The sequence below is a fragment of the Melioribacter sp. Ez-97 genome (genome assembly GCF_051488665.1).
Taxonomy (GTDB): Bacteria; Bacteroidota; Ignavibacteria; order Ignavibacteriales; family Melioribacteraceae; genus Melioribacter.
Window position 1 is genome coordinate 219,187 of sequence record NZ_JBPSEG010000004.1, and the last position, 24,551, is coordinate 243,737.

Annotated in this window: 24 protein-coding genes; 9 read left to right on the top strand and 15 right to left on the bottom strand. The window is 42.7% G+C overall.

What is annotated here, in order from left to right; genetic code table 11:
• The first annotated feature begins 1 nt into the window (after position 1).
• Positions 2-970, top strand: coding sequence for a glycosidase (locus ACSSWA_RS07315; protein WP_437355908.1), 969 nt, complete (start codon positions 2-4; stop codon positions 968-970).
• A 97-nt stretch (positions 971-1,067) separates the two neighbouring features.
• Here the strand turns inward: ACSSWA_RS07315 and ACSSWA_RS07320 are convergent, their stop codons facing one another.
• Positions 1,068-1,487, bottom strand: coding sequence for an archease (locus tag ACSSWA_RS07320; protein ID WP_437355909.1), 420 nt, complete (start codon positions 1,485-1,487; stop codon positions 1,068-1,070).
• Between the two features lie 2 nt (positions 1,488-1,489).
• On the bottom strand, positions 1,490-1,945 hold the full coding sequence (locus ACSSWA_RS07325; protein ID WP_437355910.1) for a hypothetical protein: 456 nt from the start codon (positions 1,943-1,945) through the stop codon (positions 1,490-1,492).
• Positions 1,946-2,070: 125 nt separating this feature from the next.
• Between ACSSWA_RS07325 and ACSSWA_RS07330 the strand changes: the two genes are divergently transcribed.
• Complete coding sequence (locus tag ACSSWA_RS07330; RefSeq protein WP_437355911.1) at positions 2,071-3,579, top strand: NTP transferase domain-containing protein; 1,509 nt, start codon at positions 2,071-2,073, stop codon at positions 3,577-3,579.
• A gap of 36 nt (positions 3,580-3,615) precedes the next feature.
• Here the strand turns inward: ACSSWA_RS07330 and rpsT are convergent, their stop codons facing one another.
• Complete coding sequence (gene rpsT, locus ACSSWA_RS07335) at positions 3,616-3,882, bottom strand: 30S ribosomal protein S20 (protein WP_422880759.1); 267 nt, start codon at positions 3,880-3,882, stop codon at positions 3,616-3,618.
• Between the two features lie 132 nt (positions 3,883-4,014).
• On the opposite strand from rpsT, the gene queE reads away from it, so the two are divergent.
• Positions 4,015-4,653, top strand: coding sequence for a 7-carboxy-7-deazaguanine synthase QueE (queE, locus tag ACSSWA_RS07340; protein WP_437355931.1), 639 nt, complete (start codon positions 4,015-4,017; stop codon positions 4,651-4,653).
• A complete protein-coding gene (locus tag ACSSWA_RS07345; RefSeq protein ID WP_437355912.1) occupies positions 4,650-5,069 on the top strand; it encodes a 6-pyruvoyl trahydropterin synthase family protein in 420 nt (139 codons plus the stop codon). The genes queE and ACSSWA_RS07345 overlap by 4 nt, the downstream gene beginning before the upstream one ends.
• Here the strand turns inward: ACSSWA_RS07345 and ACSSWA_RS07350 are convergent.
• Genes ACSSWA_RS07350 through ACSSWA_RS07370 form a run of 5 tightly spaced genes read right to left on the bottom strand, consistent with a single transcriptional unit; the run spans position 5,055 to position 9,619 of the window.
• Positions 5,055-5,813 carry an SIR2 family NAD-dependent protein deacylase gene (locus tag ACSSWA_RS07350; protein ID WP_437355913.1) on the bottom strand — a complete coding sequence of 253 codons (759 nt, stop codon included), beginning with the start codon at positions 5,811-5,813 and terminating at the stop codon, positions 5,055-5,057. The two genes, ACSSWA_RS07345 and ACSSWA_RS07350, sit on opposite strands and share 15 nt — an antisense overlap.
• Position 5,814: 1 nt before the next feature.
• On the bottom strand, positions 5,815-6,588 hold the full coding sequence (locus tag ACSSWA_RS07355) for a tetratricopeptide repeat protein (protein WP_437355914.1): 774 nt from the start codon (positions 6,586-6,588) through the stop codon (positions 5,815-5,817).
• 17 nt (positions 6,589-6,605) lie between these two features.
• Positions 6,606-7,610 carry a 3'-5' exoribonuclease YhaM family protein gene (locus ACSSWA_RS07360; RefSeq protein ID WP_437355915.1) on the bottom strand — a complete coding sequence of 335 codons (1,005 nt, stop codon included), beginning with the start codon at positions 7,608-7,610 and terminating at the stop codon, positions 6,606-6,608.
• Positions 7,611-7,612: 2 nt separating this feature from the next.
• Positions 7,613-8,125 carry a UpxY family transcription antiterminator gene (locus ACSSWA_RS07365; RefSeq protein ID WP_437355916.1) on the bottom strand — a complete coding sequence of 171 codons (513 nt, stop codon included), beginning with the start codon at positions 8,123-8,125 and terminating at the stop codon, positions 7,613-7,615.
• A 9-nt stretch (positions 8,126-8,134) separates the two neighbouring features.
• On the bottom strand, positions 8,135-9,619 hold the full coding sequence (locus tag ACSSWA_RS07370; protein WP_437355917.1) for an ATP-binding protein: 1,485 nt from the start codon (positions 9,617-9,619) through the stop codon (positions 8,135-8,137).
• 114 nt (positions 9,620-9,733) lie between these two features.
• Here ACSSWA_RS07370 and ACSSWA_RS07375 point away from each other — a divergent pair, with 114 nt between their 5' ends.
• Together ACSSWA_RS07375 and ACSSWA_RS07380 are read left to right on the top strand one after the other, a co-directional pair.
• Positions 9,734-11,998, top strand: a complete 2,265-nt coding sequence (locus ACSSWA_RS07375) for a TonB-dependent receptor (RefSeq protein WP_437355918.1) — start codon at positions 9,734-9,736, stop codon at positions 11,996-11,998.
• 62 nt (positions 11,999-12,060) lie between these two features.
• The gene (locus ACSSWA_RS07380) at positions 12,061-13,938 is read left to right on the top strand and encodes an InlB B-repeat-containing protein (protein WP_437355919.1); all 1,878 of its coding nucleotides are present in this window, start codon (positions 12,061-12,063) and stop codon (positions 13,936-13,938) included.
• A 36-nt stretch (positions 13,939-13,974) separates the two neighbouring features.
• On the opposite strand, the gene ACSSWA_RS07385 is transcribed toward ACSSWA_RS07380, so the two are convergent.
• From ACSSWA_RS07385 to ACSSWA_RS07395, 3 genes are all read right to left on the bottom strand, one after another.
• Entirely contained in the window at positions 13,975-14,628 is a 654-nt protein-coding gene (locus ACSSWA_RS07385) for a hypothetical protein (protein WP_437355920.1), read from the bottom strand.
• 74 nt (positions 14,629-14,702) lie between these two features.
• A complete protein-coding gene (locus ACSSWA_RS07390) occupies positions 14,703-15,839 on the bottom strand; it encodes a DUF6544 family protein (RefSeq protein ID WP_437355921.1) in 1,137 nt (378 codons plus the stop codon).
• Positions 15,840-15,854: 15 nt separating this feature from the next.
• Positions 15,855-17,696 (bottom strand): glycoside hydrolase family 2 protein, encoded by a 1,842-nt coding sequence (locus tag ACSSWA_RS07395; protein ID WP_437355922.1) that lies wholly within the window; start codon positions 17,694-17,696, stop codon positions 15,855-15,857.
• Between the two features lie 126 nt (positions 17,697-17,822).
• On the opposite strand from ACSSWA_RS07395, the gene ACSSWA_RS07400 reads away from it, so the two are divergent.
• Together ACSSWA_RS07400 and ACSSWA_RS07405 are read left to right on the top strand one after the other, a co-directional pair.
• Positions 17,823-18,188 (top strand): type II toxin-antitoxin system RelE/ParE family toxin, encoded by a 366-nt coding sequence (locus ACSSWA_RS07400; protein ID WP_437355923.1) that lies wholly within the window; start codon positions 17,823-17,825, stop codon positions 18,186-18,188.
• The gene (locus tag ACSSWA_RS07405; RefSeq protein ID WP_437355924.1) at positions 18,185-18,475 is read left to right on the top strand and encodes a helix-turn-helix domain-containing protein; all 291 of its coding nucleotides are present in this window, start codon (positions 18,185-18,187) and stop codon (positions 18,473-18,475) included. The genes ACSSWA_RS07400 and ACSSWA_RS07405 overlap by 4 nt, the downstream gene beginning before the upstream one ends.
• Positions 18,476-18,599: 124 nt before the next feature.
• Here ACSSWA_RS07405 and ACSSWA_RS07410 read toward each other — a convergent pair whose 3' ends face one another.
• Both ACSSWA_RS07410 and ACSSWA_RS07415 read right to left on the bottom strand, forming a co-directional pair.
• Positions 18,600-21,386 carry a sugar-binding domain-containing protein gene (locus tag ACSSWA_RS07410; protein WP_437355925.1) on the bottom strand — a complete coding sequence of 929 codons (2,787 nt, stop codon included), beginning with the start codon at positions 21,384-21,386 and terminating at the stop codon, positions 18,600-18,602.
• 51 nt (positions 21,387-21,437) lie between these two features.
• Positions 21,438-22,643 carry a dicarboxylate/amino acid:cation symporter gene (locus ACSSWA_RS07415; RefSeq protein WP_437355926.1) on the bottom strand — a complete coding sequence of 402 codons (1,206 nt, stop codon included), beginning with the start codon at positions 22,641-22,643 and terminating at the stop codon, positions 21,438-21,440.
• A gap of 296 nt (positions 22,644-22,939) precedes the next feature.
• On the opposite strand from ACSSWA_RS07415, the gene ACSSWA_RS07420 reads away from it, so the two are divergent.
• Entirely contained in the window at positions 22,940-23,113 is a 174-nt protein-coding gene (locus ACSSWA_RS07420; RefSeq protein ID WP_437355927.1) for a hypothetical protein, read from the top strand.
• 141 nt (positions 23,114-23,254) lie between these two features.
• Here ACSSWA_RS07420 and ACSSWA_RS07425 read toward each other — a convergent pair whose 3' ends face one another.
• Both ACSSWA_RS07425 and ACSSWA_RS07430 read right to left on the bottom strand, forming a co-directional pair.
• On the bottom strand, positions 23,255-23,656 hold the full coding sequence (locus ACSSWA_RS07425; protein WP_437355928.1) for a hypothetical protein: 402 nt from the start codon (positions 23,654-23,656) through the stop codon (positions 23,255-23,257).
• 10 nt (positions 23,657-23,666) lie between these two features.
• The gene (locus ACSSWA_RS07430; protein ID WP_437355929.1) at positions 23,667-24,113 is read right to left on the bottom strand and encodes a hypothetical protein; all 447 of its coding nucleotides are present in this window, start codon (positions 24,111-24,113) and stop codon (positions 23,667-23,669) included.
• Between the last annotated feature and the right edge of the window lie 438 nt (positions 24,114-24,551).

The window sequence follows — 24,551 nt, forward strand, 5'->3', positions numbered from 1 at the left end:
TATGGGTAATTCCAGAAAAGAATTGTTCAAACGCTATTCCGGCAATCCGATTATTACGGTTAACGATTTGCCGTATGAGGCAAATTCTGTCTTCAACTGCGGCGTTACAAAAGCAGGCGACGAAATTCTCCTGCTTATGCGCGTGGAAGACATGAGGGGAATTTCGCATCTGACCGTAGCCCGCAGCAAAGACGGCATAACGAATTGGAAAATCGACGAGAAGCCGACAATTCTGCCGGAACCCGATAAATTTCCCGAAGAGATATGGGGAATCGAAGACCCGAGAATTACATATATTGACGAACTGAAAAAATACGCCGTTACGTATACCGCATACTCGCACGGCGGACCGTTGGTTTCTCTGGCTTTGACGGAGGACTTCAAAACTTTTGAAAAATACGGGGCGGTTCTGCCGCCGGAAGACAAAGACGCCGCCCTCTTTCCCGTTAAATTCAATAACAGATGGGCAATGATTCATCGTCCTATAATTTCGACGCCTCAATCGGCGGCTCATATGTGGATTTCGTTTTCGCCCGATTTAATCCATTGGGGCGAGCATCGAATACTGGTTAAAGCGCGCGAAGGCGCATGGTGGGACGCAAATAAAATAGGGCTTTCGCCGCCGCCGCTTTTGATTCCCGAAGGCTGGCTCGTTATGTATCACGGCGTCAAAAAAACTGCCAGCGGCGCAATCTACAGATTGGGACTCCTGCTGCTCGACAAAGAGAATCCCACCAAAATATTAAAAAGGAGCGACGAATGGATTTTCGGTCCCCTTGAACCTTACGAAACCAAAGGCGACGTGGACAATGTCGTTTTCCCCTGCGGCTGGTATGCGGACGATAATACTCTTTATATCTATTACGGCGCGGCCGATACTTCGATTGCGCTGGCTACCGCTGATTTGAACGAAGTTCGATCGTACGTTTCTGGACTTCCGGAAGCCGAATCGCCGAAGAGGTGGGGTTAATTTCCCCTCCTCTTTGATTCTTAATTTTTACGCGCCCTCTCTCGCGATTTTTTGATCAATTTACTTTTTTGTTTCGGAAATTAAACGCAAAAATTTTTCAGATATCGAAGACTATAACGGTTTTATAAATATCGCCTTCTTTTACGATTTCAAGATTGTGAAAAGTAACGGCTTTGATTTCTATTTTAATTGACGTCGGATCGATGGCGCCGCCTTCAAGCGAAGCTATTAATTTTAGTCCGTCGTCTCCGGTTATTATATCGAGTATCGGAATTTTAACGCAAAGCCATTTTTTTGTAAAAAGGAGATAATTCAATTCGCTAAGGAATTCGACGAGCAATACTTCGTAAGACGGCGCGGAAAGCTCAATTTCTTTTTTTTCTACAGCATGGCTTTTTTCTTTTCCGGCTACCGTTTCTTTCCATGCATCGAATGCGGAAAGGAAAATCCCGGTTATAGATTTTCCCGTTATTTCCGCGGCTGCATCCGCCGTATGTTCAATAAATCTAAACGGCATGATCAATTCAAGTAATAACGTCCGCCGATTGCAAGATCCAGACCCAGACTGGTGGACGGAAAAAGATTGAAGACCGGCACGAATTCGAAGAAAAGATCGATTGGAATTTTGTCGCTCTGGAATACAAGTCCGGCGACTCCTCTGGCTCCGAAAGAATTTTTATCACCGTCGACAAATCTCATTCTGAATCCGAATCCGTAATAAAAAGGAATCGAATATCTCGATTCGAATACGTCGTCAATATGGTAAAGATAATCCGCGTGGAGCGAAACTGCAGTATGCTCTTTGGCAAACGAATAAGCTATTCCGCCGTCTACGGCGGTCGTTTGAGTAAGCCAGTACTTGCCGTTAATGCCCGTCGGCTCGCCGATCATTATTCCGATTCCGAATCCCTCTTTTTGAGCGTGAGCGTTTGAAATCATAAAACAGAAGAGTAAAATTGCCAGTAATTTTTTCATAAATACCCCGTGAAAATGGATTGCAAAATCAAACACAAAAATAGTAAAAGAAATTAACTCCTTCGATAGTTTTTACTATTTTCATAAATTGAAAATTAAAAAATTGATTAATCAGGGGGTTCCCTATGTCCGGAAATAACGGCTATAAAAAATTAACGGAAGAGTACTCGGACTCGTTCGATTATGCAAAAAATGAAACCGCAATAATACTTGCCGCGGGGCACGGCAAAAGAATAAAGTCCAAGGTTTCGAAAATGCTCCATAAAATCTGGGAAGTTCCGACAGTCGAACGCGTTTACAACGCGTGCAATAAAGGACTTCAAAACGCCAACACGATTCTTGTTGTAGGCATAAAAGCCGACGACGTAATCAAAACAGTCGGCAAAAGGCAATCGTTGATTTATGCTTATCAGGAAGTTCAGCGCGGCACCGGGCATGCGGTTCAAACTGCACTCGAAAAAATCGACCCTGCGAAATACGACGGGACTGTTTTTATTTTTCCCGGAGACATGGGATTGATAGACGCCGAAACCGTCGAATTTTTCAGAAACAGATTCCTCGAATCTTCCTCCGACATGATGGTATTGACCGGAATGTACGAAGGCGATACCGGGAATAATTATTACGGCAGAATAGTGCGCGTTAAAGAAAAAGTCGCTGAAGGAGCTCCTCCGGGCGACGACCTGGGCAACGTTATCGAAATAATCGAGTACAAAGACATTCTCAGCTTGAGCGATACGGAGCCGTACGTAACAAATTACAAAGGGAAAAACTATTCGTTTACGAAAAAAGAACTTCTCGAAATCAGAGAATTCAACAGCGGCGTTTTTGCATTCCGGTTCAAACCCTTGTCGGAATTAATTAATAAAATCTCGAGCGACAACGCCCAGAAGGAAATTTATTTGACCGACCTGATTGCTTTGTTTAATAAAAACGGATACAAAGTTTCGGCGGTTACGCCCGAAAGACAATACGCTCTGATGGGCTTCAACAACAAATCCGTTCTTCGCGAAATGGACAATATTGCGCGGGAACTCGCTTACGATAAATTGAAAGACATCGTAATGATTCACGACCCGGAAGACTTTTTTATCGACGACGGGGTGATCGAATACATAATCGAGATGGACAAAAACGGCGAGCCCCTCGATATCGAAATAGGTAAAGGAGCGTATCTGGGGAAAGGGGTAAAACCGAATTATAACGTCAAATTCAATAAAAACTGCCACCTTTCCGGCTGCGTAGAACTTGGCAGGAATATAATCATTCACGACGGAGCGCACCTGTCGTGTTTTGAAAATCAAACGATAACGATCGGAGACAACACTAAAATATATTGGAACGACGTCATAAGAGGACAGGTTAAAATCGGGAACAACTGCGCCGTCGAATCGGGCGTGCGAATAACCGGCAGCGACGATTCGCCCGCGATTATCGGAAACAATGTTACGGTTAAAGGAACTACTTATATTTTCGGTTCGGAAATCGACGATAATCTTCTAATAGAACATTCCGTATTAATCAACAAAAAAGTAAAGAATCCGAACGCCGACGGTTCTCTATTTAAGGTCAGGTTTTATATTCCCGAGACGGAAGGAGCCGAAGCAATTGAAGACAAAAAAGCCCGCATGTAGTATGCGGGCTCCGGTTAAAAATCTAATACGCTAAGATTATTCTGCTTTGGCTGCCAATTTATTGACGTGTTTTGTGAGAGCGGCTTTCTTGCGCGAAGCGTTGTTCTTATGAATTCTTCCTTTTGCCGATTCTTTGTCGAGCGCCGAAACTGCGGCTTTCAAATTCTTTTCAGCCGTTTCTTTATCCTCGGAAGAATAGACTTTCTTAATCAATGTTTTTACTTTTGAAAGAGCCGCTTTATTTCTTTTTGTTCTCGTCTCTGTCTGACGTATTCTCTTAATTGCCGACTTATGATGAGCCATTAATCTGATTTCCTGATTTTATTAAAAAACGTCTGTAAATATATTGTCTTTTTTATTCTAAATCAACTCCGGGTTCAAGCTTTAATCTGACACGGGATATTATTATTTTTGGCGTTCACAAAAATAGCGATTATGCTGAAAGTTAACGAAATATATTATTCGATCCAGGGCGAGAGCTCCAAAGCCGGTCTACCCTGCGTTTTTGTGCGTCTCACTTATTGCAATCTGAGGTGTTCTTACTGCGATACCGAGTATGCTTTTTACGACGGCATTGACATGAGCAAAGAAGAAATTCTCGAAAAAGTGGGCGGGTACGGATGCAAATTGGTAGAGATAACAGGCGGCGAACCGCTCGTTCAAAAAGAATCGCTCGATTTAATGAAATCTTTATGCGACGCGGGATATGAAGTGATGCTCGAAACCGGCGGAAGTCTTCCGATCGACAACGTCGACAAGCGCGTTATGATCATAATGGATTTGAAATGCCCTTCCAGCAAAATGGAAAAGAAAAACCGGTACGAAAACGTCGAATTCCTTAAACCGGGCGACGAAGTTAAATTCGTTATCGGAGACCGCAACGACTACGAGTGGAGTCTGAACAAAATAAAAGAATTCGAACTCGACAAAAAGTGCGGCGTCCTTTTTTCCGTCGTATTCGGGAAACTAGAACCCGTTACGCTGGTTAACTGGATACTGGAAGACAAGTTGAACGTTCGTTTTCAGTTGCAAATGCATAAATATATCTGGAAACCCGAAACCAAAGGTGTATGATGAAAATAGCAAAAGAATTCAAATGGGAGATGGGACATCGTCTTCCCTTTCATAAAGGGAAATGCAAAAATCTTCACGGGCACACATACCGGTGCATGGTTGAAATTGACGGCACGCCGGACGAAAACGGCATGGTACTCGACTATTACGAATTAAAAAGGATTATCGACCCGATAATCGAAGAGATGGATCATTCGTTTATGGTCTGCTCGAAGGACGCGGAGCTGATGAACATTTTGAAATCGCTCGAAACTAAAACCGTCGTTGTCGATTTCGATTCTACCGCGGAAAATATTTGTCTCTATCTGCTCGACAGAATAAAAAAAGCCGGACTTCCCGAAAACATCAAAAAAGTGAAAGTCCGGGTGCTCGAAACGGAAAACAGTTACGCCGAGGACGAATTAAGTTTGAGATGATTTGATTTCTCGCGCTACTTCTGCAATAACCGGAAGAGCCGTACCCGCTTTTTCGTAAATCGAATAGTTCACCACCCTGCTTATTTCCGTCGGTTCAATATTTATTTCCACCAGATACGAGCCCGATTCTCGTGCCGTAAAAGGAATGTAGGCGGCGGGATAAACTACGGCAGACGTACCTACAATAAAACAGATATCGCTCAAAGCGGCAGCCTGCTCTCCTCCGGTAAATTGATCCTGCGGCAGCATTTCTCCGAACCAGACTACATCCGGGCGAATCAAACCGCCGCATCTTTCGCATTTTGGAATTCCTCCGCGGAATTCCAATTCAGGCGAATTGTAAAAAGTTTTGCATTCTATACAATAATTACGCTCGATATTCCCGTGAAGTTCGAAAATTTTAGACGACCCGGCTCTTCTGTGAAGGTTATCGATATTCTGAGTAACTACCGTAACGTCGTAATATTCTTCCAGTTTTGCTATAGCCAGGTGCGCCGGATTCGGTTTTGTGTTCGAAATTATTTCCTGACGGTGTTTGTACCAGTCCCAGACCAGTTTCGGATTTCTTAAAAAAGCGTCGAAATTTGCCAGCTCTTCGGGTTTCATTTTATTCCAGATGCCGTCCTGACCGCGGAAGGTGGCAATACCGCTTTCGGCTGAAATTCCGGCTCCGGTAAAAAAAACAAGTTTTTCCGCATTCCTTAATTTTTCGACAAACTCTACTTTCAATTCTTCGCGTTTCATATTATTCGTCTTTAATTTCCTCCAGCAATTCCTTCGCTTCCTGTTTTCTGACAGGGTCGTCTTCGTCCTCGACAGGGCTTTCGAGAGCTTTTTTCAACATCTTTCGCGCAGTTTCATAGTCGTCTTCGCGAATTAACGAATGAGCGTAATCGACATAAAACATTACGAAATCCGGTTTGAGTTCGATTGCTTTTTTATATTCTTTGATTGCAATTTCGTTATCCGCCCAGCCGAGACCCAGCACGGAACGGGCGGGTTTCCATTTTTCGCTCGTCTTGGCGTGAGTGCGAGCCAAAACATAATGAGCGATTGCCTGGATATCGTTCCCCCCGTTGCCCAATTCGATAGCCTTTTCGAGATCGGCTTTGACGGAATTTACAACGGAAGCAACCGAAAAGACTCCTTTGTAGAGAGCGATTCTGCCGTTTGCTATCGCTCTTCTTAAATATGTAACGGATTTATCGGGAGCGGCTTTGACTGCTTTTTCGGCATATTCGAGCGCTTTTTGGTATGTTTTGAGTTGTTCGTCTTTTTGCTCGTCGGTGCTCGAAGGCATATGCTCACCGATATCGACATAAGCCCTGCTGATTCGCCAGAGCGCTTCGTAATTTCCCGGCTCCAGTTTTTCGGCTTTTTTGTAGAACTCGAGCGCTCTTTGATTGTCAAACTTTTTGTAGAATGAATCGCCTTCCGAAATGAGTTCGCCGAAAGTTTGAGCTTTCAGAGTAAAGAACGGCAGAAATAAAAAGATGAATACGATATTTAGTTTTTTCATAACAACCCCGCCTGTTTTTATGGATGATTTTCTTCCTCTCTAAATTCGCCCTCTTTCGATTCGCTTTTTTGAAAATCTTCCGGAATATAAAGATTTGTTTCTGCCAGATAAATATATTTGGTCCACTTTTTATCGCCCTCGCTCTCGGCTATAATTGCGTTTTTATAAGCGTTAGCCTTTGCGCTCAATTCGTCGGCGTGATACAATACGATTGCTTCGAGCGTTTTGGGAACCACGGGCGACGCAAACTCGAGTTTCCCCTGATGACTCAATATCAAATGGAGCGTTTGATTCTTCAATTCTTCCGGAAAGCCTTCGATTTTATCGATTGCTTTTTCGACTTCGATTGCCGCTATTGTAATATGTCCCAGCAGACTGCCTTTATCCGTATATCCGAAGGCTTTCTTGTAGTCGAGTTCTTCGGTTTTGCCGATATCGTGAAGCAATGCGCCGGCAATCAGGAGATCGCGATTTATTTCCGGATGAAAAGTCGCTACGAGGTCGCAAATTTTTACAATTTCGAGCGTGTGTTCGAGCAAGCCGTGAAGATATGCGTGATGCCACGATTTGCCCGCGGGCGTCATTATAAAACGCTCTTTGAGTTGTCCGTCGAATACCGAATCGATTAACTTTTTCAAATACACATTACTAATCGAATTGGTTACCCGGTCGAATTCGTCGAGCATTTCATCGAGCGGTCTTTTCGATACGGGCAGAAAATCTTCGAGTTTTATTCCGTCGGTTTCATTAGCTACTCTCAACCTCGAAATTTTAATTTGAATTCCGCCGTTGTATTCCAAGAGCGTCCCTTGAATTTTAATAATTCTTCCCGGTTCCAGCTCGTTCTTAACATCTTCAAAATTCTCCCACATCACAGCCGGAAATGTCAAAGCTTTGTCTTTTAGTTCCAGGGAAAGATAAGGCTCGCCGTTTTTCTTGGTTTTAACCTCGACCTTGGAAACAAGCAAAAACGCAATAAACTCTTCGTTAATGTTTACTTCGCTTATCTTTTTAATTTCCATATCTATACCTGTTTGACCACGCAGTTAGCCGGCAGCTTCAAAAGAATCGAACGTTTGAGCAGGTCTACGCTTACCGAGAGCCACTTTTCGTTGTTATACTGAGTTACCTGTCCGATAATTCCCGTAAAAGGTCCTTCGATTATTTTAACTTTTGTTCCTATTTCAAGTTTTTCGGACACAAAGACTTCGGGTTTTTCCTGCAGCAGTATTTTGATATTATCGATCTGCCATTCGGGAATAATCGAGGGCTTGCCTTCGCTGCAAATTGTTTTGACAATCGAAGGCTGGTGCAAAGCGGTCAGCCGTTCTTTTTCGTCCGCTTTTATAAAAATATACCCGCGGAAGAGAGGCTCTTTAATAACTTTTTTACGGTCGCTCCATTTTCGCACTACTTCAATAACCGGCAGATAATGCTCTATATAGAGTTCGTGAAGCTGCTGCTGCGCTTTGAATTCGTGTCTCGGTTTTGTATAGAGAGCAAACCAATATTTTTTACGCGTGTCTCTATCTATCATTTTACACCCTCACAGAAATAATGAATCTTTAATGGTATTCTTGAATACTTCCGGTTCCAGAGGTTTAATAAGAACTTTGAATACTCCCTGCTTCATATATTTTTTGGCGTTATCGTCGTCATGATCGTTCATAAGAATAATAAACGGAATATTTTTATGCGCGTCGTGTTTGTAAACGGCTTCGACCAATTGGAATCCCTTCATCAAAGGCATTTCGTGATTGGCGACAATAACCGCCGGTATTTGTTGTTTTAGAAATTTTATAACGTCGTAGCCGTTCTTAACGAGTTTTATTTCGAAATGAGGCAGGTTTTCGTTAATTAACTGCGTAATGGCGGCTATATCTTCCTGATTGTTTTCAACCAGGAGTATCAGATATTTAGCTTCCGGCACGGTAAAGTGGAATTCGCTGCCTTTTCCTTCTTCGGAATAGAGCCAGACTTTGCCGTTATGTTTATCGATTATTTCTTTCATTAAAGTTAGACCGAGTCCGCTTCCTTTTTCGCCTTCTGTGCCGGCAAGCGCAAATTTCTGGTCGATACGGAACAGTTTGGTCTGATTCTCTTCGGATATGCCGAGTCCCTCGTCTTTAACCACTATTTCGATCATGCCCTCCTTGAAGCGTTGGGCGGTAATATTAACTTCTTTGCCCTTGTGGGAATATTTAATGGCATTGCTGACGAGTATTACGACCGCCTGCGATATAAGCCGTTCGTCGGCGAACATATACAGATTATGCGGAATGTCAATTTGAATCGAAATATCTTTTCTTACGGCGTCGCCCGTAAGAGTGGCTACTGCATTTGCTATAGTTGTCCTCACGTTCAGTCTGGAGGCTTCCACTTTTACTCTTCCCGTCTGAAGCCTCGACCAGTCGAGCAGGCAATTGATCAGATTCAGTTCGCTCTTGGAAGCTTCGTAGATATATTGAATATATTCATTCTTTTCTTCTTCGGGTAAGTCTTTTTCGTTCAAAAGGATTTCGGAAAAACCCAGAAGCGTAGTAAAAGGAGATTTCAAGTCGTGCGAAATTATCGAAATGAATTTGTCCTTGTTCTCGTTGATTTCTTTTAATTTTCTGTTTTCGGAGGAGAGCTCCGCTTCCCGTTTTTTCAATTCCGTAACGTTAAACGCAATGCAGTCGCGGCGGATAATATTTCCTTCGTTGTCTCTTGCCGATTTGATTATCTCTTTCAGATAAAGCGTAGAACCGTTTTTTGCGATCGCTTTGTATTCGATTTCCAGTTTATTCATCGAAGAATCGCCGTCGAACTCGAGCAGCCGGTTTCTCAAATATTCCGAATCGTCGCCGGAAACGAGCGAGAGATGGCCTTCTTTCATGCTTTTTAATTCTTCAACCGTATACCCGAGAATCAACTCTACGTTATCCGAATAGAATTCAATTTCGCCCTCTTTCCAGACGCACATAAAAAAATCGCGCGAATCATTACTGATATAATTAAGAGTGTCTTTGTCCAAATTCCCGCCAAGCATAGTATTAACGCTTAATTTTCAGGCAAATATAAAAAATAATTGCAATTACTTCATTAGTTAAAGGAACCTATTTAAATTAGCAGGCGTTTAGCTGAAAAAATTGAGAATCCGAACATGAAAAAGTTGTTATTGATCATATTTACGTTAGCGGGCGTTATAACCGCTCAAAACGGAAAAATAACCGGACGAGTAATCGACAAAGACACAAAAGAGCCTCTGCCCGGGGTAAATATAATAGTAATCGGCTCAAACAAAGGCGCCGCAAGCGATATCGAAGGCTATTTCGAAATAAACAATCTCGAACCCGGCAGATATCGGATTAAAGCTTCTTCGATCGGTTACGAGCCGGCGATTAAATCCGAAGTTATCGTTACAAACGTCCGCCCGGCGGATTTGTTGATCGAATTGAATCAAAAAGTAATTGAGATAGAAAGCGTTACGGTCAGCTCGGGATATTTCGACGCCGATCCGTACGAATTAAACAGCGCAGCGAATTTCAGTTACGAAGAGATACGCCGCGCGCCCGGAGGATTCGAAGACGTAATAAGGGCATTGTCCGTTCTGCCGGGAATTGCTCAGGCGAGTCCCGGACGAAATGATCTTGTAGTGCGCGGCGGCGCGCCGTCGGAAAATTTATATCTCGTAAACGGATATCCCGTTCAAAACATAAATCATTTCGGAAGCCAGGGCGCCACCGGAGGACCGTTGAGTTATGTCAATCTCGATTTTGTAAGGGAAACGAATTTTTCCACGGGCGGTTTTTCAGTCGCTAACGGCGACAAGATTTCGTCCGTTTTGAAAATCGATTTGAGAGAAGGACGTTCCGACAGAATCGGCGGCAAAGCCACTATTTCAGCCACTCAATTCGGACTCGACATCGAAGGACCAGTATCGGAAAATTCCAGTTTTATAGTTTCAGCCAGAAGAAGTTATCTCGACTTCATTTTCGACGCAGCGGGGTTTAATTTCGTACCCGAGTATTACGACGCTCTCGCAAAATACGATCACAAAATCGACGCTCAAAATTCGCTCAGCTTTTTATTTATCGGAGCTTTCGACAAGGTTAAGTACAATAACAACAACGCAGACGACATATACGAAAACTCTCGTATACTCGGCTCCAATCAAAATCAGTATTTAACGGGTTTGTCTTACAGACATATTTTCGGCAACGGGTTTTACGATATTTCGTTAAGCAGAAATTTTTTCGACAACAATGCGTCGCAGAGGGATACGAGCTTAAATCCCATCTTTTTGAATAATTCCATTGAAGGAGAAAATACTCTCAAGTTCGACGCGGTTTATAAATTGAGCGGCAAATCGGAAATCAATTTCGGAGCCGAAGTCAAATCGGTAAAATTCAAAACCGATATCTTTTTCCCGCCGTTTGAAACTACATACGGCGACACATTGAACGTCGGCAGCGTTAACCTGAACGAACGGTACGGCAAATACGCCGCTTACTTTCAATACTCTGCAACCATGGGAATGTTTTTATTCAGCGGAGGTCTCAGGACGGACTATTACAGTTTTTTGAACTCCGGTTTTTACGTCTCGCCGCGTTTTTCGGTTTCATACATGCTTGACCCGTCTCAGATAATATCGCTCTCGGCGGGCGTTTACTATCAAAGCCCTTCTTATATCTGGCTGGCAGGCTCGGAAGATAACAAGAACTTAAAAGCCATTAGAGCAAATCAATTGATAGCCGGATACGAATTGAAACTGAGAGAGGACACCCGGTTGAGAGCCGAGGCATATTACAAATTCTATAGCGATTATCCGGTAAGCAAATTGAGACCTTATCTGATACTTACGAACACGGGCGCAGGATTCAGCGGAAGCGCCGATAACTTTTCTTCATTTGCGCTCGAACCGCTTACAAGCGCCGGCAAAGGTTTTGCAAGAGGCGTCGAAGTTTCAGTACAGAAAAAATCTTCGGACATTCCTCATTACGGAATATTGAGCATAACCTGGAACGAATCATATTTCAAGGCGTTGGACGGCGTCGAACGTCCGGGCAAATACGACCAGAAATGGATTATCAACTTGAGCGGCGGATATATTTTTACTCCTACATTCGAAGGGTCTTTAAAATTCCGGTTTGCCACGGGCAATCCGTATACTCCGTTCGAGCCCGACGGGAGCCAGCTTGTTGAAAAATACAATTCCGTCCGTTTCAAGCCGTTTCACTCGCTCGATTTGCGTTTCGACAAAAGATGGCATTTCGAAAATTTTGCTCTTATAACATATCTGGACATACAAAACATTTACAACAACAAGAGCTCGAACGAAATCCGATGGGACGACAGAAAAAAAGAAGTCGACGCTCAATCGTCAATCGGCATTTTGCCTTCTATCGGAATAAGTCTGGAATTTTAATTGTTTGTTATAGTTCCGCAGTCTGATTAAATTTAACTGTCAGATAATAAATTAGTACGGCCATGAAAAGATTCATTCCGATACTCTTGTTTATCAGCATACAACTGATTTATGCGCAGGAAATAATTATACAGGAAAACGAAACCGGATTTTGCTCCGTCGACGGCAAAATCGACAACAGCGTTGCCGGCTATACAGGCGAGGGATTTGCCGACACCGATTTCGGTATCGGCAAAAGCATAAGCTGGCAAATATACGCTCCTGAAAACAAAGAATATTCTTTCGCCTGGCGATATGCCGTAGGCGGCAGCGACGACAGGAATGCGCGGCTCGTAATCGACGGCGCCGTTGTTCTCGACACCATCTACTTCCCTTCTACCGTCGACTGGAAAAACTGGCGCGAGTCCGACACTCTGAAAGTTTATCTCGAAAGCGGGAGCCATAAAATCAGAATCGAGGCGTTATCCGAAAAGGGACTCGGCAACTACGATTACTTCAAAATTGCAGGCGGCGCGGCGCCCGACGAATGCACTCCTTCATATACGGTTAAGGTCAACGCGAACAATTCCGCATGGGGAACGGTTTCGTACGCTCCGGTTAAAGATTATTACGATTCCGGCACGCGGATAACGCTAACGGCTCATTCAAACCCGGGATATTTCCTCGACAGCTGGACGGGAAGTCACACTTCCGCGGACTCTGTCTTCACGATTACGATTGACAGAAACGTCGAAGTTACGGCGCGGTTCTTACCCGACGGCGTTACTCAGGACACAAATCTTATCGGATATGCCGGAATTCAGGACGACAGAGGGACCAGATTCACTTTAACCGGCGGCTCGCTCGGCGACACTGTTAAAGCTTATACTCTCGACGACCTTAAAAAGTACCTGGGGAGCTCCGAACCTTACTATGTCGAGTTCGAAGGCAAGCTCGAAGGCAACGACGCAATTACAATTACTTCCGACAAAACATTGGTCGGCGCCGGAAAGGAAAACTATCTGAAAGGAATTGAACTTTCCGTAAACAACGCGCGGAACGTAATTATAAGGAATATTACTGTTTCGCACGTCGCGCCTCAGGACGCATTGGAAATTAACGGCAAGTCGCAAAACATCTGGATCGATCATTGCGAATTTTTTTCCGATAAAAACCACGGCGTCGATTATTACGACGGGCTGCTCGATATTAAAAACGAGTCGTCGTTCATTACCGTTTCTTGGTCCCATTTTCACGACCACTACAAAACCATACTCATCAGTTCGGGCGACCAGCAAATTGCCGACACAGTAATTCGAGTTACGTTTCACCACAATTATTTCAATAATTGCGAATCGAGGCTGCCGAGCATTCGCTTCGGAAAAGCTCACATTTTCAACAATTATTATAAAGGCTGCAATACGGCGGTCAATACGCGTATGGGCGCGTGCGTTCGGGTTGAGAACAATTACTTTGAAAACGTGGGGAAAGCGGTAATGTCCGACTACAGCGCAGAACCCGGTTATGCGTTTATCGATAACAACATTACCGTCAACAGCCCGATAATTACTCCGGATTTATGCGAGTACGAAGTCCCTTACGAATACAAACATAAACTCGATCCTCCCGATATACTGCCAGGATTGATTGCCGACAACGTAGTTACCGAAGTCAATGAGAACATTGTAAACAACGAATATTACATTGCGAATTATCCCAACCCGTTCAATCCGTCGACAACTATCGAATACTACCTGCCGGAAAATTCTTTTGTTGAACTTAAAATTTACGACATACTCGGCAGGGAATTAAAAACGCTGGTTAACGGTTACCAGACTGCGGGACAACACAAATACACTCTTTCTATCGACTACTTGAATCGTTCGGCTTCGTCGGTGTATTTCTGCAGACTCAAGGCGCGCAATTATTTCAAAACAATTAAACTGACGCTGCTGAAATGAAGTATTAACCGGTTTCTAAGCCGAATCCGTTTTACTCTAATATTCGATAAAATAAGCGAGCAGTCCCACTACAATCAATATAAGTCCGGTGATTAATTTATCGTGATGTTCGAGGAATTCCCATTTTAGCTTGCTCATTCCCTTTCCGACGAGATAAACGAGCAGCATCATAAAGAAAACCGTAACGAAGAAATAAACTACCGATACAATGGCAATCCCTGTCCAGCCAAGCCTGCCGGCGGTCAAATAATATACTTCGATTTCGAGACACGGCGAGAAGAACATTGCAATCATCAAAGTAATTACAATCGACTTCTTGCTCTTTTTCTTTTCGATTATATTATCGACGTCGATATGGTGATGTTTGTGAGGATGTTTAATGAATTTATGACGATATTCGAGCGCGAGGTAAATCAATCCGAGTAAAATTAACACCGCCGGAGCGAAGAGATGCGTTATCACATGATACGATTCCGAGAGTTTATAACCTACAATCCCCACAATAATTCCGATAATGACCGTGCTTAACGTGTGAGAGAAGCCTGTAACCGCGGTAATTTTAAGAGTCTCGTTCCGCGACCATTTTTCGGCTTTGCCGATAGTTGCAATCGGCAGCCAATGGCTCGGAATCAACGCGTGAGCCAGACTCAACAAAAAACTTCCGATTAAAATTTGTATGTACGGATTCATCAGTCGCTATTTTTTTTGAATGTAATTATACGCAATTAAATTATAACTTCGACAGGTTAGATGCTCGAGACGGGCTAAAAATTCAGAAACAACTCGTTTTTTATCGGGGTGTACTCTCTCGAATTGTAAACAATTTCTTTAAGGCGCATTTTTGCATAAACGAATTTCCCGCCGGGTTTATGCCAGACAGCTTCGCCGTACGACGCGAGTTTTACATCTCCGAAATTACGATAATCTTTAACAGGCGTGCTCCATCTGTAATTCACGTATGTTTTGCCGTCGGCAGATTCGTATCTGTCGTCCGACTCGAAATTGACCAGTTCGCCTTTTGTATTAAAATAAAGACGGGCTTTGATTCTGTTGCCGGCGTTTTCGAAATAGGCATCGACCGAGAGCGAATCGACGGGTCGCCATTCGATCTTTTTGTCGATTAAGGCGGCAGGAGCAAAAAGGCAAATGTCGTTGAACATCGTTACCGTTTCGCTTTTATTCATAATTTCGCCCTTTGCTTCGGCTACCGTAAAAAACGACGCGAGCTTAATTCTCATTACCGCGCCGGAATCGGCGTAGGTATGCAAACCTTCGAACGGAATTCCGTAGAGAGAAGACCGGATATAATAGAAGCGCGCCGGATTGTTGATAAAATTGTATTGCGTTGAACGGTATTTGAGAAATTTCGAATCCGGCGCCGTTTTAATTTCTCCTTCGGCGACCGCTCTGAAATTATAAACCCGCGGTTTTCCCACCGCTCCCGTATAGATCAAATATTTTTGTACCGGAGCGGGTAAATGTTCAATGTCGGCAAAAGAGACAACACCCTGCCGTCCCTCGCCGGAAATTCTTTTGACAACTTCCGACTTGAATTCTTCTTTATAACCGACAGGAAGAGAATCCGCCGCCGTTATAATAACCGGAAGAATTAAAATAAGATTGGCGATCGTGCCAATTTTAGCGTCGTTCCAGTATCTGATTATAAGGAACTGAGAAACTGCAATTCCCAATGCGCACACAGCCTGCCAGCAGATAAAATCGTTCGAATATAACACGGCGGCTGAAAGCAGCAGAACCGCGGCGAGCAGCCACAATATTCCGTCTCTCTTCGAAATGTAACTCTTGAGTTCTTCCACTTTCATCAGGTCGAACGCTTTAATAAAGCCGAGAAGATGAATTATACCGTGGACGCTCAAAATAACCAGCGCAAAAGCGCGCATTATTTATTCCGTTCCTTATTTACTTTTTTCGATTGTATCGTAGAAATTTTTCAATACGAAATAAGCTTTCTTTTTAATGCCCGAACTCGAAACCAATCCTTTTCTGTTCCAGAAATTTTGATAGACCGGGTGCGGTCTTCTCGGCGACCGGAAGTCGACCAGAATCCACGGCGTCAGACCTTTGATTTGTTTTTGCTTGCCGATCATCTTAAGCTGTTTGCCGTAGAAATACGCCTGATGTTCTTCCGACCAGACGGTCAAGCTGTCGCCTTTAAATCCCTGCAAAGCGCCGGCTCCGGTTTCGCTTATCAAAACGGGTTTGTCGTATCCGAATTCCCATTTAATTTTATCGCATTTATCCGGTTTGCCGTCGTACCATCCGATATATTCATTAAACGACAAAACGTCGAGATATTTGCCGAGCGGGTCGTCCACCATATAAGTGAACGGCTCGTTTTCTTTGCGATGCACTTCGAGAGCCGCTGAAATCAAACGCGTTCCGTCGAGTTCGCGCGCTCTTTCGGCAAGTTTGCTCATAAAACGAATACGCGGTTCGATAACGGGCGTTTCGTTGCCCATCGACCAGATTATTACATTTGCCCGGTTCCTGTCCCTTACTATCATCTCTTCCAGCTGATTCATTGCGTTGCGGAATGTCGATTCGTTTTCCCATTGGATTGTCCAGTAGACCGGAATTTCTTCCCATACCAGAAGACCCATTTTCTCGGCGGTTCTCACCATATATTCGTTGTGCGGATAGTGAGCCAGTCGCACGTAATTGCAGTTGAGCTCCTTAGCCCAATTTAGAAGCATCAAAGCCTCGGCTTCGCCGTAAGCTCGCCCCGTCTTTAACGGATTTTCTTCGTGCAGACAGATTCCCCTCAAAAAAACGGGTTTGCCGTTTAAAAGAATATCCGTTCCTTTAACCGCTATAGTCCTGAATCCGATTTTATCTTTCAGCGTGTCGGTTTCCGTTTCGATTTTTACATTATAGAGAAACGGATTTCCGGGACTCCACAAGTTCAACTTACCCGCGCGTATTTTAATTTCGGCATATCCGTTCGAGCCGGTCTTGAAATTATAATTAACATTTGCTTCTTCTATTCTAATCGTTCCGGTTTGTTCGCCTTTTGAGCCGTCGAGCTGAACGAAACCTTCAATCAATTCGGGATCGTTATTGTTCAATTGCAATTTGAAATCCCGTATAAACGTATCGTTGGTTTCAATCAAAAAGACGTCCCGCGTAATTCCTCCGTAATTCCACCAGTCGGTATTTACGGTCGGAACGCCGTCGAGCCTTCTTGTATTATCAACCTTAACGACGACGAAATTCGAGCCGTCGTTCAATAGTCCGGTAACTTCGAAATTGAAAGGCGTGAAACCGCCGATATGAACGCCGAGTTTTTTACCGTTGAGATAGACGTGCGCTTCGTAATTGACCGCTCCGAAATACAGGAAATATCTTTTGCCCGGTTTTTTCTTAACTTCGAAATCCCTTTTGAACCAGACCGAGCCCTCGTAAAGTTTAAGTTCGTTTACCTGCGAATTCCAGTCGCCGGGAATTGTCATAGCAGGAGAAAGGTCGAAATCGTATTCGACGCGGTCGGTTTTATCTGCGGGTTTTCTGTCGGAATAAAATCCGCCCGTGCGGTCGCCAATCTCGTCGTACGGACGACGTCTGTAATCGTAAAATCCGTTTTCATACGGGTCGACTATATAATTCCATCTGCCGTCGAGCGATATCAAATTCCTGTTGATTACGTTGGTAATAAGGTTGATTTTCGTCGGATTTCCTTTTTGAGAATGGACTGCGGAAGTCAACATTAAAATAAGCAGAAGGGTTGCCAGGCGCCTCATTTTTTCCCCTTTTGTTTTTTAGTGGAATAATATCAATCGTTAATATAACCAATTTCTCCCTCTTTTAAAGGAGGGTTATATCGATTTTGATTTCCTACTTAAAGATTTTGAAATAAGATCAATAAAATGTTGACCGGCATTAACATATTTGTTACTTTTGATGAAGTGAAATGGAGCATTCAATATTATAGCAAGGATGTAGAAAAAAACATACTTTCATTACCAGATGGCTTACTTGCAAGATACTTAAGATTAACCGATTTGATGATAGAATTCGGTTATAACTTAGGTATGCCCCATACGCGATTCATTGAAGGAGGCTTAATCGGATTGAGAATTAAAAGCAAGGAAGGAATTGCAAGAGTTTATTATTGCACAAAACCTGGAAATAAAATCATTATGCTCCACACTTTTATAAAAAAATCGAATAGAGTACCCAAAAGAGAAATAAAAACAGCATTAAAAAGAATGAAGGAGACGCTCAAAAAATGACTCATGAAGAATTAAAAGAAAAAGCTCTTAATAAAACGTCCGTAAGAAATGAATATGACAAACTCGAACCTGAATTTACTTTGTTAAAAGAGATGTTGAAAGCGCGGAAAAAAGCCGGTCTTTCGCAATCGCAAATCGCAAAAAAAATGGGAACAAAACCGCCTGCTATTGCCAGATTGGAATCGTCGCTCAGCAGCGGCAAACATTCGCCTTCGCTTTCCACAATTAAAAAATACTTAGAAGCTTTGAATTGCCGTTTGGAAATAAAAGTCATTCATAATGATTAAAAGACGCATAACGTCCCGCCGAATTTTTTATGGAAGTTGATTTTTTGCTTATCAGTTCGAAATCGTTTCCAAGAAACAAAAGTTTCGGAAAACCTGAAATTAAAGCTCATCAATCCGCGCAGATTCAAAACAATTCTTTCAATTGTCTTTCGTCGATGGTATACGAAGGATTGAATGCGTCCGACTTCATATAATTCACAATCGATTTATAAAGGCTGAACGCTTCCGGATAATCAATGATTTTTTCCAGATCAGCCGTACACACAAGCAACGAGCCTTTTCCAACTTTGAATTCGAATATGAGTCCGAGTCTGTAATTCCGTTCGAGATTGTCGATAACGCTTACGACCGGATTGTAATCCTTCAGCTTGTTGAGTATCAAAGGACGCGAGGCTTTAACGATCGAAAACCATTGCCAGTTCGTATGAAAATCCGTCGGGAAATAATCGAACAAGGGATGATCCGGGTCGGTAAGAATTCCGAGCGTGCCCGGCGATACGGGTTTTTTATTCCGCTCGCTTATGCCTTTGAACATTCCGTAATTCCAGAAATCGGGAGTGAATAAACCCGCCAAACTTTTTTTCTCAATCGTTTTATGATCGGGGAAAAGCAATACTTTATTTCCGTTGCGGAGTTTTTCAATTATTGCCCCGTCAATTTTACCGGCAACGGTTATTCCTTCCAAATCGAGTTCGCTATTATCCTGCGGATAAATCCATAAAGGATATTCGTTTGTGTACCGGGCGTATTTTAATTTCAGATTAAAACGGGAGGGTTTATCGGCGGAGAGTTTAATTTCAATTTTTCCTGCGTCCGAGAGCGTTCCCTGTTCGGATACGCAATTCTTTATAACTCCCGATTCAATTATATTTTTCCCGTCGGTCAATTCCCATTCGATATCGTCGTTTAATTTTTTATCGGAATAATTGGCAATCTTTAAATTGCCCCTAAAAGTTTCGTTTGACCGCCAGCAATACCGCGAAAATTCCAGCAGCAGAACGACGTCGTTGCAGGATTGTTTCCATTTCTCTACGGAAACGACGTCCTTACTCTCCATAAACGCGTCGAGAATTCCGACGAGCGCCGTTCCCTGTCCGGGAAAATCCTGTAAATCGAGCAGTTGAAATCCCGCCATATTTTTTGTTCTCAATGCGGCTTCCATTTCCGCTTTGTAACAAATCGCCGACCAGGCGCCGGAGGCTTTTCTAAACTTTCCGTCCATTCCCTCCAATCCGTTTTGAATCATTCTTCTGCGAAAAATTTCCAGATTCCACGGCTTCAAAACTCCCGTATACTTTTTAATTTCGGAATAATCCGGATAAATCTGATACTGTCCCACTTCGTGACTGATAACCGGAATGTCGATTCGGCTGACGGGGTAATCGAAATTTATCAGAGTCGAAGGATAAAAGCCGTTCAGAATTCCGCCGTCCCTTGAATCTGCAAAAGCCTGTGAAAGCCTCAAGTGAGTCAATACAGTATCGCGCTCGTAAGGAGTTCTTGCGCCGATATAATAATCGGAAATATCGTCGGGTTCGCGATACCCGATATTGTTATTTGCGCCCGTCGTATAGAGAAGTCCGTCGTCGATCGATTTCAATCCGGATATGATTTTAACAACGCGGTCGTGACCCGACCAGATTTCGTTGCCCGCGCCGAACATTACAAAAGAAGGATGATTCGCATAACTGCGCAGCATACCGGCTCCTTCTTCTTTAAGGCGTCCGGCTACCGAGTCGGATTCGAGTCCGCCCCAGAAAGGGAGTTCAGCCTGGAGATAAATTCCGACGCGGTCGGCGGCTTCGAATGCGGCTTCCGGCGGACAATAGCTGTGAAAACGGTAATGGTTGATTCCGTACGATTTTGCAATTTCGAATATTCTCATCCAGCTTTCGACGTCCGTCGGAGTGTAGCCCGTCAACGGAAAGACCGCCGCGTCGTGCTTGCCCCTCAAAAATGTTTTCCTGCCGTTTATCGAAAACTGTTTTCCGTCGGCTTTGAATTCCCTCATTCCGAATCTCACGGTTTTTCCGTCGATAATTTTTTCGTTTTTGATCAGAACGGTCAATTCGTAAAGCGGCTGACGATATTCGTCCCACAATTTCGGACTTTCATCAAAATTATATTCAAGACGAATTACGGAGTCCGCCCTGACTTTATACTCGACCGGATTGAGTTCTTCTTTCATTCCCTCTTCTATCAGCGACACGTTCAGTTCCACATTGATTTCGGGAATTTTCAATCCGTTTTCGAGTTCGATTTCAACGGCGGCTTTTTCATCGGCAATATCCGGTTTAACGCGCAATCCTTTTATAAATGTTTTTTCCGTCGATTCGATAAATATCTTTCCTATAATTCCGTTCCAGTTGGTTTGCGTGTCGTCGCTGTAAATATGCACATTGCCGTAAGGAGTCAATTTCAGGTTGTTGTCGATTCTCAATGTAATGAAATGAGTGCCCGGAGCGAGAACGTTTGTAAGGTCGTAACGTTGAGGCGACTGGAGCAGATACGAATTGCCGATATACTTATCGTCGATCCAGAGCATAGAAGGCTTAGTTCTTTCGAGCGTAAGTACGATATGTTTGCCTTCGAAATTACCGGGCACGACAATTTTTTTGCGATACCATGCGGCGCCTTCGTACTTATATTCCCTGTTCAAATGGAGAGTCGTAGTATCTGTATTCCGGAAACCTTTTTTATTCGAGTCGGTAGTGCCCGGCAGCAAAACCGAGTCGGATAAATCTTTTGCAAACCATTTTTCCCCGATCCCTTTATTATCCGGATCGAGTTCGAATTGCCATACGCCCGATAAATCGATTGAATTTCTGACGAATTGCTTTTCGTTTCCGCACGATAAAACGGCAAGAATCAGGGAAGCTGAAAATAACAGTTTAATAAACTTATAATTCATTTTACCCGTTCGTATTTGTTAAAAGTTAATAAAAACAATACCGGATTAACGTCATGTTTCCTTCCGGCTGAGGTTGTTTACCACGACTGCGCCGCACGAATCGCTCCATACGTTAACCGTCGTACGCACCATATCCAGAAGTCTGTCGACCGCCAATACAAGTCCGACGCCTTCGAGAGGCAGACCGACGGCTTTCAGAATAATCGTAATCATAACGAAGCCGGCCATCGGAATAGCCGCCGCTCCGATCGAAGCCAGAACCGTCGTTAACAATACGATAATCAATTGAACAAAAGTCAGTTCTATGCCGTATGCCTGAGCTATAAAGATAACGGCTACGGCTTCGTAGAGCGCAGTTCCGTCCATATTTACCGTGGCTCCTATCGGCAATACGAAATTAGCCACTTTCGGTTCCACTTTATCGTTATTGATTACGCATTCCATTGTAATCGGAAGAGTAGCCATCGAAGAGCTCGTAAAAAACGCCGTTTCGATGGCAAGCAGCATATTCTTGAAATGAAGCCACGGATTCATTCCTCCGAGCAGGGAAAGAATTACCGGGAGAGTCACAAAGGCATGGAAAAGGAGTCCTCCGAGAACGGTAAAGAAATATTTCATCAATCCGATAATCGCATCGAAGCCGGTTTCCGCCACAATGCCGGCTACAATTCCGAAGACGCCCACGGGCGCAAGCCAGATAATCCAGCGCACCATTTCCATCATTATGTTGAATCCGCCCTGGAAAAAGTCGTTAAAAAACGTCCTGTATTTATCCTGAAACCGCATGATTATCAGCGAGAACAAAATCATAAAGAAGATTACCTGAATCACATTGCCTTCCGCCATTGCATTGATCGGATTGGTCGGAATAATGTCGATCAGGATATCGAGAATGCTTCCTTCTGCGGCGGGAATGTTTTCCACGTTTGCCGATACGAGATTCGTTACGTTCGAACCCGGTTTTACGAGCGTAACGAGAATTTGCCCCGTTATAATGGCAAGCGTTGTGGTCGTGACATAATAAAGGAATGTTTTAACGCCGAGTTTCCTCAATTCCTTCCCGGATTCGATATTCAAAATTCCGCTGGCAATCGAAAAGATGATTATCGGCATTACAATCATTTTCAAAGAATTGATAAAAATCGCAGCCGCCGGATTTGCAACGGGCAGAATGCTTTCCCTGAAGAGATAGCCGAATAAAACGCCGAATACAAAACCGGCAAAAATCCAGAAAGTGAGAGATTTCAATAACTTCATAAAAACACCCCGAAATTTTTACGGAAAAAGAGTTCTCCCGACAGACCTTCGCCTCAGACTCAAAGACCGATATTTAACCGGGAAAATTATAATCTCAATATAATAAAAAGAGAGGGACGGGCATAAAGAAGTTTACCTGTCGCAAAAATGGCGTGACATTGTTCGTATGGAGAAACTGAAAATTAATTTTTGAAGGGCTCAAAGCATAATCAACCGTACAGGAGGTATGTATTTATGCAAAATTACATACACGCCCGAAAGAGTTGCTTAACTTATTGTATACTTTTTGGGGAAAGATGAAATTCTTGCATGGAGACGTTAGGAAATCTTTAAGTAAGTATAACGGCGTGGCTTTTCACCCGTCCGCCGCGAACTCTATAACCGATTCCAAATCCGGCTCCAAGATCAGTATGTGTGTAATCAATACCGTTATCAACTACTGCAATCTTAATCCCGGAATTTCCTGCTGAGTAGTTCCAGGCTCTAGGTAAATCAATATTATATTGATTGCTATAATACTCTGGCTGCCATGTGTAATATGTATCATTGGGCGGCCAGACTGAGACAGCAATTTTTACATCGGGAGTTATTTTCTTTACTGTTTTGTTTGCTTATAAATCGTTGTTGAGAGTATTAACATCAATTTTTGTGTCCGTTTCAATAACTAATAATTTTTGGTATCCTTCTACGTTAAATTTCTTACCAGTAGCTGTTGTTAAATATGTAACATCTTCCGGTAATCTTCTAATAAATTTTCTTATTGATAACGGTTTTATTTTTTCGAAAAATTCAGCAACAGCAACAAGTCTTTTATCGCTTTTCTTGTCTTTTACATTTTTTGAATTAATCAAATTAAAATGATCTAAGTAACCATCTGATAAAGTGTAACTCTTCAAATTTACCGAGGTATCTAACTCAACGATATATGTTTCTTTTTTACTTTGTGCATTTAATGAAATTGTAACTGCAATAAAAAATAATAAAAAGTTTGTGACAAAATTATTCGTGGACATAGGATCCTCCCTATTTGCTAATAATTAGAATTATACTACTCTTGCTAATTGTTGTTATATCATTTAGTCTAACACCTACTGTACTTTGGCTAGGGTATGAGCTATCAACAATGAATTGTACTACTTGCTGATAACTTCTAGCTAATGAATCGGTTAGATTAGAATGATAGAAATTCCCGTATTCTTGTTTTTTTAAATCATCATAATAACCTGTTGCCTGAATCGTATCTTTATTACTGTTAATTTTGTTGAATAATATTACTTTTACCTGGTCAATATTCTCAACATTTAATTGGTAATTAAAATTTTTTAGAAATATACTTACCGTATCTCCAATGTTTGCAGGGTTAGGAATGATTTGTTCAATTTCTACATAAGGATCATTAATTTCTATCAAATCATCGCAACTCAATAAAATGAACTCAAACAAAAATGCGGCTAATATTATTCTTCTCATTTTTTCACCTCTTTCTTTACTTATTCCTTATAAACATACTCTAAACTCTTTTTGAAGGATAACTATCTCATAATTACCTCCTTGTTTAGTAAGTATAACGGCGTGGCTTTTCACCCGTCCGCCCCGAACTGCAATGACGAAGTAAAAACAACGACCAATAATTTCTAACAATTTTATTTTACAGAACAAAGCCGAACAACAATGTTTACTTTTACCACTAAACCCGAAAATATTAATAATGCCGTACTGAAAAAGCGGGCGGGTGGAAAAGCTGGTTATACTTACGTGAATAAAAGCGAAGGTAGAACCATGAGATTCTACCTTCAATGAAACATAATATTACTTAATTAATAACATTTTTCTAATCGTCTGATAATTACCAGCAGTTAATTTATAGATATAAGTTCCACTTGCTAATTCCGATGCATCAAATTCAAC